Raw genomic sequence first — 16,117 nt, forward strand, 5'->3', positions numbered from 1 at the left:
AAGGCGGAGGATCATCCTCGTACTGGACGTACTTGGATGACTCCGGCAACGCAGCGAGCGTGCGTGCCAGGCGTCGCGCGCCCGCCGGGGATTACGGGACAGCCCTTAGGTCGCATCGCGTAGTGCCAGCTCGATCAGCGCGTCCGCGTCGAGTTCGTCAAGGGCGGTGATGTCGTCGAGGCGGTCGAGTTCGTCGAGGGCGGCGGCGTGGCCGAGGTCGTCCATCCCGACGACGGCGCCGGTCCGGTCCGCCCCGTTGAACCCGCCGTGAGGTGTGCGCCCATCGGGCGCCGCCATGCCGGGCTCCGTGGACGCCAGGGCGAGCAGCGTGTCCAGCAGACCCGCCTCGCGCAGCACGCTCAACGGCAGCGTGGCCAGGGCGGTCCTGACCCGCCGCTCATCGGGGGTGCCGCTGCCCCCTGCGGCGGTTTCGGCGGCAGGGTGCAGGAGTTCGGTCAGATGGTTGGCCACGGCGGCGGCCGTCGGGTGGTCGAAGACCAGGGTGGGAGGCAGCTTGCGGCCGCAGACACGGCTGAGCCGGATCGCCAGCTCGCTCGCGATCAGGGAGCTGAATCCGAGGTTCCTGAAGGGCTCTTCGGGGTCGACGTCGTCGGGTGCGGAATGGCCGAGCACGGCCGCGACGCTGCCGCGCACCTCGTCGAGCACGATCTCGTACTGTTCGGCGGGGTCGACGGCAGCGAGCCGGGCGGGCAGCAGCCCGTCTGCCTCCGCTCCGGCAGACTCCCCACCGGTCGCCGTGGCGGACCCGTCCGCGCCGGACTCGCGTACACCGGGCAGGTCGCGGATCAGGGAGCTGGGCCGGAACGTCGTGAACCCCTTGGCGAAGAGCGGCCAGTCCATGTCGGCGAGTGTGACGCAGCCGTCGTCGCGGTCCAGGGCCCGGCTCAGGGCCGCCACGGCCCGTACGGGGTCCATGGGGCGCAGACCGCGGCTGCTGAGGAACTCCTCACCTGCGCCCTCGCCCATGCCGCCGCCGCCCCACAGGCCCCAGGCGATGGAGGTGGCGGGCAGGCCGTCGGCCCGGCGCTGCTCGGCGAGCGCGTCGAGTGCGGCGTTCGCGGCGCCGTAGGCACTCTGGCCACCGCTGCCCCACACGCCCGCGCCGGAGGCGTACAGGACGAAGGCGTCCAGATCCAGGCCCCGCTCGCGCGTGAGTTCGTGCAGGTGCAGGGCGCCGGCGACCTTGCCCCCGTACACCTCGGCGAGCGAGCCGCCGTCGGTGTCGAGGAAGGCGGCCGAGTGCGGCACGCCCGCGGTGTGGAAGACGGCGGTGGGTGGGTGGGCTTCGAGTAGGGCGGCGATGGCGTCGCGGTCGGAGACGTCGCAGGCGGCGATGGTGACTTCGGTGCCGAGGGCGTGTAGTTCGCGGGTCAGTTCGGTGGTGCCGGGTGCGTTGGGGCCGCGGCGGCTGGTCAGTACGAGGTGTGTGGCGCCGGTTCTGGCGAGCCATCGGGCGACGTGGGCGCCGAGGGCGCCGGTGCCGCCGGTGACCAGGACGGTGCCACGGGGCGTGTAGGTACGGCGGGTTGGGGTCCCGCCGGCCGGGACGAGTCGGCGGCCGTAGCTGCCGGAGGCGCGGATGGCGATCTGGTCCTCGTCCGCCGTGCCCGCCAGGGCGGCGGCCAGCCGCTGCCAGGTGCGCTCGTCGGGGGTCCCGGGCAGGTCGACCAGGCCGCCCCAGAGAGTGGGGTGCTCCAGAGCGATACCGCGTCCGAGTCCCCAGACCTGGGCGCCTTCGGAACCGGGCCGTTCGCCGGGGGAGACGGCGACGGCACCGCGGGTGACGGTCCAGAGCTTCGCGGTGAGGCCGGCGTCGGCTGCCGCCTGCGCGAGGACGGTGGTGCCGAGCACGCCGAGGGCCAGTTCGGGGTGCTCGGGGTGCGAGCGCCCATCGGTACCGAGGAGGGAGAGGATGCCGTCAAGGGGTTCGGTTGGGTTGCCGGTGTTGTGTGTGGTGAGTTGTGCGGTGAGGGTGTGGCGGTTGGTGTTGTGTGGGTTGAGGGTGAGGGTTTCGGTGTGGGCGCCGTGGCGGGTGAGGGTGGCTTGGGCGGCGGCGATGAGCTCGGTCTCGGAACCGGTGAGGGTTTCGGGGATGACGAGGAGCCAGCGGCCTTTGAGTGTGGGGGTTTGGGTGTGGTGGAGGTGTTTCCAGGTGGTGCGGTAGCGCCAGGTGTCGGTGGGGTGGGTGGTGGTGTTGGTGGGGGTGGTTGGTTGATGCCAGTAGTGCTGGTGTTGGAAGGGGTAGGTGGGGAGGTTGATGGTTTGGGGGTTGGTGTGGTGGAAGAGGTTGGTCCAGTTGATGTTGGTGCCGTGGGTGAAGAGGTGGGCGGCTGAGGTGAGGAGGCGTTGGAGTCCGCCTTCGTTGCGGCGGAGTGTGCCGGTGGTGGTGATGTGGTGGGGGGTGGTGTCGGTGGTTTCGTGGATGCCGGTGGTGAGGACGGGGTGGGCGCTGGTTTCGATGTAGGTGGTGTGTCCGTTGTCGAGGAGGAGTCGGATGGTTTCTTCGAAGCGGACGGTTTGGCGGAGGTTTTGGTACCAGTAGTCGGGGGTGAGTGTGGTGGTGTCGGTGATGTGGGTGGCGTGGACGGTGGAGTAGAAGGGGGTGTGGGAGGGGCGGGGTTTGATGGGGGTGAGTGCGTCGAGGAGTTGGTTTTTGATGTGTTGGACGTGGGTGGAGTGGGAGGGGTAGTCGACGGGGATGTGGCGGGCTCGGATGTTCTGGTTCTGGTAGGTGGTGATGGTGTGGGTGATGGCTTCGTTGTCGCCGGCGATGATGGTGCTGTTGGGTCCGTTGGTGGCGGCGATGGTGATGCGTTGGTGGTAGGGGGTGGTGGTGAGGTGTTGCTGGATGGTGTGGGGTGGGAGGGGGATGGAGGCCATGGTGCCGTGGCCGGTGAGGTGGTGGGTGATGAGTTTGGCGCGGAGGGCGATGATGCGGGCGGCGTCGTTGAGGGTGAGTGCGCCGCAGACGGTGGCGGCGGCTATTTCGCCTTGGGAGTGGCCGATGACGGCGTCGGGGGTGATGCCGAGGTGGTGCCAGAGTTCGGCGAGGGAGACCATGACGGCCCAGGTGATGGGTTGGACGATGTCGGCGCGGTCCAGGGGTGCGTGGGTGCGGAGGGTCTCGGTGGGGTCGTAGTCGATGTGGGGGGCGAGTGCGTTGGCGCATTCGTGGAATCGGTCGGCGAAGACGGGGCTGGTGTCGAGGAGTTCGGCGGCCATGCCGGTCCATTGGGTTCCCTGTCCGGGGAACACCAGCACCGTGCGGCCCGGAGTGCCCGCTGTGCCTTCGATGGTGGTGGTGCCGAGGGTGACGCGGCGGTGTTCGAACATCGAGCGGGTGGTTGCCAGTGAGTAGGCGATGTCGAGGGGGCGTGGTTCCCTGCCGTGGTCGCGCTCGCGTTCCAGGTGGTTCCGCAGCCGCTCGCTCTGAGCCCTGAGCGCGGGTTTGGAGCGGGCGGTGACGATCTGGGGGATGACGGGTAGCTCGCGGGTGGGTGCCTCGTCCTCGGCGGGTTCGGCCGCCTGGGGTGCTGGGGCCTGTTCGAGGATGACGTGGGCGTTGGTGCCGCTGACGCCGAAGGAGGACACGCCGGCGCGGCGTGGGCGTCCGGTGTCGGGCCAGGTGCGGGGTTCGGTGAGCAGCTCGACTTGGCCGGTGTTCCAGTCCACCTGCGAGGAGGGGGTGTCGATGTGCAGGGTCTTGGGGAGCAGGCCGTTCTGTATCGCCATCACCATTTTGATGACTCCGCCGACACCTGCGGCGGCTTGGGCGTGTCCGATGTTCGACTTCAACGAACCCAACCACAAAGGCCGTTCGGTGGTGTGAGCACTGCCGTACGTGTCGATCAACGCGTGCACTTCGATGGGGTCGCCGAGTCGGGTGCCGGTGCCGTGGGCTTCGACGGCGTCCACGTCGGCGGCGGTGACCCGGGCGTCGGCGAGTGCCTGTCGGATGACGCGCTGCTGGGCGGCGCCGTTGGGGGCGGTGAGTCCGTTGCTGGCGCCGTCCTGGTTCACCGCCGAGCCGCGGATGACGGCGAGTACGCGGTGTCCCTTGCGGACGGCGTCGGAGAGCCGCTCCACCAGGAGGATGCCGACACCTTCGCCGGGGCCGAACCCGTCGGCGGCCTCGGCGAAGGCCTTGCAGCGGCCGTCGGCGGCCACGCCGCGCTGGCGGGAGAACTGGACGAAGACGGCGGGTGTGGACATGACGGTGGCACCGCCTGCCAGGGCGAGGTCGCACTCACCCGCGCGCAGGGCCTGGGCCGCCTGATGGAGTGCCACCAGGGAGGACGAGCAGGCCGTGTCCACGGTGACAGCGGGTCCTTCGAGCCCGAGCGTGTAGGAGATGCGGCCCGAAGTGAAGCTGACCACACCGCCGGTGAGCAGGTCGCCCTCCAACTCCGCGGAGGGGTCGCGCACCCCGGAGGTGTACCCGCCGTCCCAGGCGCCGACGAACACGCCGGTGCGGGAGCCCTTCAGCGAGCGGGGATCGACGCCGGCCCGTTCCAGGGCCTCCCAGGAAATCTCCAGCAGCAGCCGCTGCTGCGGGTCCATCGCCACCGCCTCGCGCGGCGAGATCCCGAAGAAGGCCGGGTCGAAGGCTCCTGCGGCCTGCAGAAAGCCGCCCTCACGGCAGTACGAGCGGCCTGCCGCGCCCGGGTCCGGGTCGTAGAGCCCCTCGACGTCCCAACCGCGGTCGCCCGGGAAGGGCGAGATCGCGTCGACGCCGTCGGACAGGAGTTCCCACAGGTCCTCGGGGGAGTCGACGCCGCCGGGAAAGCGGCAGGCCATGCCGACGATCGCGATCGGCTCGTTGGCGCGTGCCTCCAACTCCTTCAGGCGCTCGCTGGTGCGGTGCAGTTCGGTCGTGGCCCGCTTCAGGTATTCGCGGAGCTTCTCTTCGTTCGCCATGTCTCGTCACCCGTCACGTGCTGTGCGGTTCAGAACCGCTCGTCGATGAATGCGAAGATCTCGTCGTCCTCGGCGTCCTCGATGGACGCGGCCACCGATTCCCCCTCCGAGTCCGCGAGATGTGTGCCGCCGGATCCGCTGCCGATACCGCCCCACAGGCCGGCGAGGGCCGTGAGCCGGTTGGCGATCTCCTTGTGTGCCGTCTCGTCGGTGACGGCACTGTCGGCGGCTTGTCCGGCGAGGGTGCCGAACAAGGCCTCCAGACGGTCGAGTTCCGCCATGACGGAGGTCCCACGAGCGTCCGGGGCCGCCGGAGCGGCCGCGGCCCCCTCCGCCGCCAGTTCGCGGCGCAGGTGCGCGGCGAGTGCCTCCGGCGTCGGGTGGTCGAAGACCAGGGTGGCCGCCAGACGCAGTCCTGTGGCCGCGGCCAGCCTGTTGCGCATTTCGACGGCGGTGAGGGAGTCGAATCCGAGTTCCTTGAACGCCCGGTCGACGACGATGCTCTCCGGCCCGCCGTGGTTGAGCACGGCCGCGGCGTGGGTCCGTACGGCCTCCAGGACGACTTCCGCCTGGCCCTCGGCGGACAGGCCGGCGAGCCGGTCGGCGAGGGTCTCGGCGGGACCTTCCTGAGCGCGCCGCCCGGACCGGGTGTCCGCGCCGTCGACCAGCGAGCTGAGGAAGGCGGGGACCGGGCCCGCGGCGCGCAGAGCCGCGTGGTTGAGCCGGATCGGGACCAGCAGGGGGTTGTCGACGGTCTGCGCGGAGTCGAAGAGCGCGAGCCCTTCGGCGTCGGTGAGCGGCATGATGCCGCCGCGTGCGAGCCGGCGGTGCATTCCGCTCTGGTCGAGATGCTCGGCCATGCGGCTGCTGCTGGACCACAGGCCCCACGCGAGGGATACGGCGGGCAGGCCGAGGGAGCGGCGGTAGCCGGCGAAGGCGTCGAGGAAGGCGTTGGCCGCCGCGTAGCCACCCTGGCCGGGACTGCCGAAGAGGGCGGAGGAGGACGAGTACATGATGAAGGCGGACAGATCGAGGTCGCGGGTGAGGTCGTGCAGGTTGAGCACGGCGTCGACCTTGGGGTGCAGAGCGGTGTCCAGGACCTCGGGGGTGAGCGTGGGGAGCGTGCCGTCGGCGAGCACGCCGGCGGTGTGGACCACGCCGGTCAGCGGCTGGTCCCGCGGGATGGCGGCGAGGAGCGCGGCGAGCTGTTCGCGGTCGCCCGCGTCGCAGGCCCGTACGGCGACCTCGGCGCCCAGAGCGGTCAGCTCGGCGGCCAGTTCGGGGGCGCCATCGGCCTCCAGGCCCTGGCGGCCGGCGAGTACGAGATGGCGTACGCCGTGCTCGGCGACCAGGTGGCGGGCCACAGCGCTGCCGAGGGTGCCGGTGCCGCCGGTGACCAGCACGGTGCCGTACGGCCCGAACGACGGTGGCAGGGTGAGGACGAGCTTGCCGGTGTGACGTGCCTGGCTGAGGGCGCGGAAGGCCTCACGGGCGTGCCGGATCTCGTAGGTCGTCATCGGCAGCGACACGAGGACTCCCGCCTCGAAGAGCGCGAGCAGTTCGCGCAGCATCTCACCGACGGTCTCCGGCCCGGCCTGCACCAGGTCGAAGGCCTGGTAGACGGTGCCCGGGTGGTCGGCGGCGATCCGCCGCGGGTCGCGTACGTCGGCCTTGCCGAGCTCCAGGAAGTGGCCGCCCCTGGGGAGCAGCCGCAGGCCGGCGTCGACGAACTCACCGGCGAGGGAGTTGAGGACGATGTCCACGCCGTCGCCACCGGTCTCCGTGAGGAACGCGTCGGCGAAGCCCAGGGTGCGGGAGTCGGAGATCGCCTCGTCGCCCAGGCCGAGGTGGCGCAGGGTGTCCCACTTGCCGGTGCTGGCCGTGGCATACACGGTCAGCCCGTGGTGGCGGGCCAGTTGGAGGGCTGCCATGCCCACGCCGCCCGCGGCGGCGTGCACGAGCACGCTCTGGCCGGGTTCGGCCTTGGCCAGGCGGGTCAGGGCGTACTGGGCGGTGAGGAACACAGCCGGTACGGAGGCCGCTTCCGCGTAGGTCCAGCCGGTGGGGATCGGGGCGACCATGCGGTGGTCGGCGATCGCGTAGGGGCCGAATCCTCCGGTCCACATGCCGAGGACACGGTCGCCGGGGGCGAGTCCGGTCACACCGGGCCCGACCTCGGTGACGACGCCCGCGCCTTCGGCGCCCATGACCGCCGCGTCGCCGGGGTACATGCCGAGAGCGATGAGGGTGTCGCGGAAGTTGAGGCCGGCGGCACGCACGGAAACGCGTACCTGCCCTTCCAGCAGTTCGCCCAGGGCGTCGGGCGCAGCGGCGAGGCGCAGGCCCTCCATGGTGCCGGTGCCGCTCGTGGCGAGCCGCCAGGAGGTGCTCTCGGCGGGCGGCAGGAGGACGTCGCCGCGGGCGCCGTCGGCGCCCGTCCGGACGAGCCGGGGGACGCGGACGGCGCTGCCGCGGACGGCTGCCTGGGGTTCGCCGCAGGCGAGGGCGGCGGTCAGGGCGGTGACGTTGACGGAGTCCGTGTCCACGTCGAGCAGAGCGAAGCGGCCGGGCTCTTCGGACTGGGCGGAGCGGACCAGGCCCCAGAGGGTGGCCGCGGCCGGGTCGCCGGGCTCGTCGTCGCCGCCCGCGGCGACGGCTCCGCGGGTCACCAGCACGAGCGTGGTGCCGGAGAGGGCGCTGCCGTGCTCCAGCCATGCCTGGGCGAGGTCCAGGGCCCGGTGGGCCGTGGTGTGCGCGGACCGCGCGTCGGGGCAGGGAAGGTGGGGGAAGGACACGACGACGGTGTCGGGTGCCTGTCCGACGGATACGGCCTCGAACAGCGCCTCCAGGTCGGGGTACCACTCGCCGGCGTTGCCGGTGGCCTCCAGCGCGGTGGCGATCTTGGCATGGTCCTCGCCGACGACGGCGATCCGGCGTACGGGCAGGGCCTGGGTGACGGGCAGCTGCTGCCAGTCGACCTCGTACAGGGAGCCGTTGCGCTTGCTGCCGCCCGCTGGGCCGGCGGTGAGCTGTTCGTCGGAGACGGTCCTCACTACGAGCTCGTCGACGGCGAGGACGGGCCGGCCCGTGTCGTCGGTGCACAGCAGGCGTACGGCCTCGGCGCCGGCGGGGGAGATGCTGACGCGCAGCCGGGCGACACCCTCGGCGTACAGGCGGACACCGCGGACGGCGAACGGCATGCGGGCCGTGCCGTCCTCGGGGAAGAACGAGCCGAGGCTCATGGCCTGCAGAGCGGCGTCGAGGAGCGCGGGGTGGAGCCCGAAGCCGGCGGTGGTCTCGTCGGCGTGCTGGGGGAGTGCCACCTCGGCGTGGACGGTGGTGCCCTCGGTCCAACCGGCGCGGAAGCCCCGGAAAAGCGGGCCGTAGTCGTAGCCGCGCCCGGTGAACTGCTCGTAGAAGGACTCGGGGTCGGTGCCGGTGGCGGGTTGGGCCGCCGCCGGGGGCCACGCCCCATCAGCCGAGGCGGGTGCGGCAGGAGCCGGCCCGCCGTCGACGGAGGCGACGACGGCCTCCGCATGGCGGCGCCACGGGGAGCCCGGGTCCACTCCGGCCTCGCGGGAGTGGACCGTGAGGGTGCGCTTGCCTGCCTCGTCGGCGGCGGTGACGAGCAGGCTGAGTTCTATGGCGCCGTTGTCGGGGAGGACCACGGGTGCCTGCAGGATCAGCTCGTCGAGACGGTCGCAGCCGTGCTGGCGGCCGGCCCATAGGGCGAGGTCCATGAGGGCGGCGCCGGGCAGCAGGGCCGTGCCCATGAGGGCATGGTCGGCCAGCCACGGCTGGGTGTCCGAACCGAGCCGGGCGGTGTAGACCACCGAGCCGGACTCGGGGAGTTCGACCCCCCCGCCGAGCAGCGGGTGGCCGGCCTCGCGGATGCCGATGCCGGCGGCATCGCCGCGGCGAGCGGGGGCGTGGTACCAGTAACGCTCGCGCTGGAAGGGGTAGGTGGGCAGGTCGACATGGCGGGAGTCGGTACCGAACAGGGCATCGGCATCGATCTCGACCCCGCTGATGTGGGCCATTCCGAGCGCGGCGCCGAACCAGCGGGCGCCGCCCTTCTCCCGGCGCAGGGTGCCGAGCACGGCGGCCCGGCCGCAGGCGTCGGCGACGGTCTCCTGCAGGGAGGTGGCGAGCATGGGGTGCGGGCTGGGCTCCAGGAAGACCTCGTAGCCGTCGGCGATCAGGGAGCGGGTGGCCTGCTCGAACTCGACGGGCTCGCGCATGTTGCGGTACCAGTACGCGCTGTCGAGGGCGGCGGTGTCGAGGAGCCCGCCGGTGACCGTGGAGTAGAAGGGGATCTGCCCGGTGCGCGGGGACACCGGCGCCAGCACCTCCATGAGGTGGTCCCTGAGGGCGTCGACCTGGGCGGAGTGCCCGGCGGTGTCGACGCCGGGGATGGCGCGGGCATGGATACCTTCGGCCGTGAGCTCCTCCAGGAGCTCACGGAGGGCTTCGGGATCACCTGCGACTGCGGCGGTGCCGGGGCTGTTGACGGCGGCGACGGACAGCCGGTCGCCGAACCGCTCCAGGCGGGGCCGGATCTCCTCGGCGGGCAGGGAGACGGCGAGCATGCCGCCCTTGCCGGCCAGCGTCAGCCATGCCTGGCTGCGCAGGGCCACGATGCGGGCGGCGTCGTCGAGGGAGAGGCCGCCGGAGACGCAGGCGGCGGCGATCTCACCCTGGGAGTGGCCGACGACGGCGTCGGGGTGGACCCCGATGGCCCGCCAGGCCTCGGCCAAGGACACCATCATCGTGAACAGCACGGGCTGGACCACGTCGACGCGGCTGAGGGCCGGCGCGCCGGGCACCTGCCGCAGCACATCCATGACGGACCAGTCGAGGTACGAGCGCAGAGCGGTGTCGCAGGCCTGCGCGGACTCGCGGAAGGCCGGCGAGCGGTCGAGCAGCCCTTCGGCCATGGCGGGCCACTGGGACCCCTGGCCGGGGAAGACGAACGCGATGCGGTCGCTCGGCCCGGCGGTGCCGCGGAGCACGGCCAGGTGCGGCCGGTCCTGGGCGAGGGAGTTGAGGGCGTCGAGCAGCTCCTCGCGGCTCTCGCCGATGACGGCGGCCCGGTGCTCGAAGCGGGAGCGGGCCGTCATCAGGGTGTAGCCGGCATCGGCGGGGTGCATACCGGGATGCTCGACGAGCCCCGCGCGCAGCCGGGCGGCCTGGGCGCGCAGCGCCGACTCGGAGCGGGCCGAGAACAGCAGCGGGACGGTGACCTCTTCCCACCAGTTGGTGTCCTCGACGCCGCCCTGACCGCCGTCGTCGGCGGTGCCGGCCGTGCTGTCGGGGCGCGGTGCCTCCTCCACGATGACGTGGGCGTTCGTACCGCTGATACCGAAGGCGGAGACTGCGGCGCGGCGCAGGGTTGCCCGCTCGGGCCAGGGCACGTCGTCGGTGAGCAGGGACACGGCTCCGGCGCTCCAGTCGACCCGCGGGGTCGGCTCGTCCACATGAAGGGTCCGGGGCAGGGTGTTGCCGCGCAGCGCGAGGACCATCTTGATGACGCCGGCGACGCCGGCGGCGGCCTGGGTGTGGCCGATGTTGGACTTGACCGATCCGAGCCACAGTGGATCGCCGGCCGGGCGCGCGTCGCCGTAGGTGGCCAGGACGGCCTGCGCCTCGATGGGGTCGCCGAGTTCGGTGCCGGTGCCGTGTGCCTCGACTGCGTCGATGTCCTCCGGGCGCAGTCCGGCATCGGCCAGGGCCTGTCGGATGACGCGTTGCTGGGATGGGCCGTTGGGGGCGGTGAGTCCGTTGCTGGCACCGTCCTGGTTGACGGCGGAGCCGCGGATGACGGCGAGCACGGGGTGTCCGTTGCGTTCGGCATCGGACAGGCGCTCGACGAGCAGCATGCCGGCACCCTCACCGAGGGCGACCCCGTCGGCCCCGGCCGCGAAGGCCCGGGAGCGCCCGGAAGGTGACATGACGCGCTGGCGGGAGAACTCGACCAGCATTTCCGGGGTGGACATGACGGTGGCGCCACCGACCAGGGCCATTCCGCATTCACCGCGGCGCAGCGACTGGACGGCCAGGTGCAGGGCGACCAGTGAGGCCGAGCAGGCGGTGTCGACGGTGACAGCGGGGCCTTCGAGGCCGAAGACGTAGGAGAGGCGGCCGGACATGACGCTGGCGGAGTTGCCGGTGCCGAGGTAGCCGTCGAAGTCCTCTTCGCCGTTCTGAAGCAGCGGCATGTAGTGCTGGCCGTTGGTGCCGACGAACACTCCGGTGCGGCTGCCGCGCAGGACGTTCGGGTCGATGCCGGCGCGTTCCAGGGCCTCCCAGGAGGTCTCCAGCAGCAGCCGTTGCTGCGGGTCCATGGCGAGGGCCTCGCGGGGCGAGATGCCGAAGAACTCGGGGTCGAAGTCGGTGGCCTCGTGGAGGAAGCCGCCCTCGCGGACGTACGTGCGGCCCTGGGCCTCCGGATCCGGGTCGTACAGCCCGTCGAGGTCCCAGCCGCGGTTGGTGGGGAAGGCGGTGATGGCATCGCCTCCGCGGGCCACGAGATGCCACAGCTCGTCGGGCGTGTTGATGCCGCCCGGGAAGCGGCAGGCCATGGAGACGATGGCGATGGGTTCGCCGTCCCCGCCGGCGGGGGCGGTGACGAACGGGGCCGCGGTGTCCGGCTCCTGGACCCCGCTGGCCAGGTCCCGGAGGTGCCGGGCGACGGCCGCGGTGGTGGGGTGGTCGAAGACGAGCGAGGGGGCCAGGCTCAGCCCGGTAGCCTCCCGGAGGCGGTTGCGCAGTTCGACCGCGGTGACCGAGTTGAAGCCCAGTTCCTTGAAGGCCCGGTCGGGGGCGATGCCGTCGCCGGTGGCGTGGCCGAGCACGGCGGCGACGTGCGTGCGTACGAGGCGCACCAGTTCGCGTTGCTGCTCCTCGTCGGACTTGTCACGCAGGACGGCCGCCAGGCCGGTGGTGTCCCGCTCGTCCGCTGCCGCCCGTTCGGCGGCCCGGAGCCGCCGCACGGCGGGCAGTTCGTCGAGGAGTGCCGAGGGCCGGGCCGCTGTGTACGCGGGCTCGAAGCGCTCCCAGTCGATGTCGGCGACGGTGATGCCGGTCTCGCCGCGAGCCACGATCCCGTCGAGCATGTCGAGGGCGCGCTCGGGGTCGAGGAAGGACACGCCGGTGCGGAACAGCTGCTCGGCGGCGGGGCCGGCGGCGACGTCCTGCCAGGGGGTCCAGGCCACGGAGGTGGCGGGCAGCCCGCGGTCGCGGCGGCCGTCCGCGAGTGCGTCGAGGTACGCCGTGCCTGCCGCGTACCCGCCCTGGCCCGCGCCGCCCCAGACACCGGCGACGGAGGAGAAGACGACGAACGCGTCGAGTTCCGTGTCCGCCAACAGGGCGTCAAGGCGGGTGGCGAGGCCGGTCTTGGCGTCGATGGAGGCGGCGAAGCCCTCCATCGTGGTTTCCGTGAGGGTGGTCAGGGGGGCTGTCGGCGGCGCGACATAGACCGCGGACGGGGTGTGCGCGGCGAGCAGGGCGCGCAGCCCCTCCTGGTCGTCGAGCTCGCACGGGACCACGGTGGTGCGGTCGGCGAGCCCGGCGAGCGGGCCGCCTGGGGTCGCGATCTCGTCCGCGAGAGTGCCGGTGAGCCCGGAGAGGACGATCCGCTCCGCGCCACCGTCCAGTAGGTGGCCGGCGAGGGGTCCCGCCACGGCGGCGATGTCGCCGACGACGAGGACGGTGCCGCGCGGGCGGGTCCGTACGGCGGCCGGTGCGGCGGGCGCCTGGACCAGGCGGCGGCCGTATGTGCCGGAGCTGCGGACTGCGACCTGGTCGTCGGTGCCCGGTGCGGCGAGGACGCCGGCCAGCTGCTGGAAGGCGCGGGCGTCGGCGGTGGCCGGCAGGTCGGCGAGTCCGCCCCAGCAGACGGGGAGTTCGAGGGCTGCGACCCTTCCGAGGCCCCAGATCTGGGCCTGCACGGGGGACGGGGACTCGGCCGGGGACACGGCCACGGCGCCGGATGTGACGGCCCATAGGCGGGCTTCGGTGCCGGCGTCGGCGGCGGCTTGGGTGAGGGTGAGGGTGCTGGCGAGGCCGAGTGGGACGGTTGGGTGGTCGGGGTGTGTGTCTTGGGTGAGGGCGAGGAGGGAGAGGATGCCGGTGAGTGGTTCGGTTTCTGGGCGGTCGGTGGTTTCGGCGAGTCGGGCTCTTAGCAGGGATCGGTCGGCTGCGGCCGGGTTCACGATGAGTGGTTCGACGGTGGCGCCGTGGTCGCGCAGGGTTTGTTGGGCGAGTTGGGTGGTTTCGGTGTTGGTGAGGGTTTCGGGGATGACGAGGAGCCAGCGGCCTTTGAGTGTGGGGGTTTGGGTGTGGTGGAGGTGTTTCCAGGTGGTGCGGTAGCGCCAGGTGTCGGTGGGGTGGGTGGTGGTGTTGGTGGGGGTGGTTGGTTGATGCCAGTAGTGCTGGTGTTGGAAGGGGTAGGTGGGGAGGTTGATGGTTTGGGGGTTGGTGTGGTGGAAGAGGTTGGTCCAGTTGATGTTGGTGCCGTGGGTGAAGAGGTGGGCGGCTGAGGTGAGGAGGCGTTGGAGTCCGCCTTCGTTGCGGCGGAGTGTGCCGGTGGTGGTGATGTGGTGGGGGGTGGTGTCGGTGGTTTCGTGGATGCCGGTGGTGAGGACGGGGTGGGCGCTGGTTTCGATGTAGGTGGTGTGTCCGTTGTCGAGGAGGAGTCGGATGGTTTCTTCGAAGCGGACGGTTTGGCGGAGGTTTTGGTACCAGTAGTCGGGGGTGAGTGTGGTGGTGTCGGTGATGTGGGTGGCGTGGACGGTGGAGTAGAAGGGGGTGTGGGAGGGGCGGGGTTTGATGGGGGTGAGTGCGTCGAGGAGTTGGTTTTTGATGTGTTGGACGTGGGTGGAGTGGGAGGGGTAGTCGACGGGGATGTGGCGGGCTCGGATGTTTTGGTTCTGGTAGGTGGTGATGGTGTGGGTGATGGCTTCGTTGTCGCCGGCGATGATGGTGCTGTTGGGTCCGTTGGTGGCGGCGATGGTGATGCGTTGGTGGTAGGGGGTGGTGGTGAGGTGTTGCTGGATGGTGTGGGGTGGGAGGGGGATGGAGGCCATGGTGCCGTGGCCGGTGAGGTGGTGGGTGATGAGTTTGGCGCGGAGGGCGATGATGCGGGCGGCGTCGTTGAGGGTGAGTGCGCCGCAGACGGTGGCGGCGGCTATTTCGCCTTGGGAGTGGCCGATGACGGCGTCGGGGGTGATGCCGAGGTGGTGCCAGAGTTCGGCGAGGGAGACCATGACGGCCCAGGTGATGGGTTGGACGATGTCGGCGCGGTCCAGGGGTGCGTGGGTGCGGAGGGTCTCGGTGGGGTCGTAGTCGATGTGGGGGGCGAGTGCGTTGGCGCATTCGTGGAATCGGTTGGCGAAGACGGGGCTGGTGTCGAGGAGTTCGGCGGCCATGCCGGTCCATTGGGTTCCCTGTCCGGGGAACACCAGCACCGTGCGGCCCGGAGTGCCTGCTGTGCCTTCGATGGTGGTGGTGCCGAGGGTGACGCGGCGGTGTTCGAACATCGGGCGGGTGGTTGCCAGTGAGTAGGCGATGTCGAGGGGGCGTGGTTCCCTGCCGTGGTCGCGCTCGCGTTCCAGGTGGTTCCGCAGCCGCTCGCTCTGAGCCCTGAGCGCGGGTTTGGAGCGGGCGGTGACGATCTGGGGGATGACGGGTAGCTCGCGGGTGGGTGCCTCGTCCTCGGCGGGTTCGGCCGCCTGGGGTGCTGGGGCCTGTTCGATGATGACGTGGGCGTTGGTGCCGCTGACGCCGAAGGAGGACACGCCGGCGCGGCGTGGGCGTCCGGTGTCGGGCCAGGTGCGGGGTTCGGTGAGCAGCTCGACTTGGCCGGTGTTCCAGTCCACCTGCGAGGAAGGGGTGTCGATGTGCAGGGTCTTGGGGAGCAGGCCGTTCTGTATCGCCATCACCATTTTGATGACTCCGCCGACACCTGCGGCGGCTTGGGCGTGTCCGATGTTCGACTTCAGCGAACCCAGCCACAGGGGTGTGCCTGCGGGGCGTTGGCCGTAGGTGGCCAGGAGGGCTTGGGCTTCGATGGGGTCGCCGAGTCGGGTGCCGGTGCCGTGGGCTTCGACGGCGTCCACGTCGGTGGTGTCCAGTCCGGCATTCGTGAGGGCGGCACGGATGACGCGTTGCTGGGATGGGCCGTTGGGGGCGGTGAGTCCGTTGCTGGCGCCGTCCTGGTTCACCGCCGAACCGCGGATGACGGCGAGCACGCGGTGTCCCTTGCGGACGGCGTCGGAGAGTCGTTCGACCAGCAGTACGCCCGCGCCCTCGGCCCAGCCGGTGCCGTCGGCGCCTTCCGCGAACGCCTTGCACCGTCCGTCAGTGGCCAGACCCCGCTGCTGCGAGAACTCCACGAAGGTGGCAGGTGTGGACATGACGGTGACGCCGCCTGCCAGGGCGAGGTCGCACTCACCCGCGCGCAGGGCCTGGGCCGCCTGATGGAGTGCCACCAGGGAGGACGAGCAGGCCGTGTCCACGGTGACAGCGGGTCCTTCGAGCCCGAGCGTGTAGGAGATGCGGCCGGAGACCACACTGCCGGAGGTGCCGGTACCGCCGTAGCCGCCCGCGTCCTCGCCGGAGGCGGTCCGGTCGGTGCCGTAGTCGTGGTACATCGAGCCGACGAACACGCCGGTGCGGGAGCCCTTCAGGGAGAGGGGATCGATGCCGGCGCGTTCCAGGGCCTCCCAGGAGGTCTCCAGCAGCAGCCGCTGCTGCGGGTCCATCGCCACCGCCTCGCGCGGCGAGATCCCGAAGAACTCCGCGTCGAACTCGCCCGCCTCGTGCAGGAAGCCGCCCTCACGCACATAGGAGTGCCCCGGAACACCCGGCTCGGGATCGAACAGGGACTCCACGTCCCAACCGCGGTCGGTCGGGAACGGCGACACCGCGTCCGCACCCGAGGACACCAACTCCCACAACGCCTCCGGCGAACCGACCCCACCAGGGAAACGGCACGCCATCCCCACGATCGCGACGGGCTCGCTGCCGCGCTCCTCGACCGCACGCAGCTTCTCTCGGGTCTCGTGCAGCTCGGCCATGGCCCGGCGTAGGTAGTCGCGGAGCCTGCCCTCGTTGCCGATGGCGTCGTTGTGGGTTTCTTTAGCGGACACAGCTCTCCCCTGGAGGTGTCGGTGCCGGG

General features: G+C 71.5%; 2 protein-coding genes. Both read right to left on the bottom strand.

The features are described 5' to 3' along the window. Positions 1-105: 105 nt before the first annotated feature. Positions 106-4,938, bottom strand: coding sequence for a type I polyketide synthase (locus V1460_RS11330; protein WP_338673616.1), 4,833 nt, complete (start codon positions 4,936-4,938; stop codon positions 106-108). A gap of 29 nt (positions 4,939-4,967) precedes the next feature. After that, positions 4,968-16,058, bottom strand: a complete 11,091-nt coding sequence (locus tag V1460_RS11335) for an SDR family NAD(P)-dependent oxidoreductase (protein WP_407077608.1) — start codon at positions 16,056-16,058, stop codon at positions 4,968-4,970. Between the last annotated feature and the right edge of the window lie 59 nt (positions 16,059-16,117).

Origin of the sequence: Streptomyces sp. SCSIO 30461 (genome assembly GCF_037023745.1) — a bacterium.
GTDB lineage: Bacteria > Actinomycetota > Actinomycetes > Streptomycetales > Streptomycetaceae > Streptomyces.

Excerpts from the sequence above, each read along its gene's own strand:
- V1460_RS11330 (WP_338673616.1), bottom strand. The coding sequence starts at position 4,938 with ATGGCGAACGAAGAGAAGCTCCGCGAATACCTGAAGCGGGCCACGACC.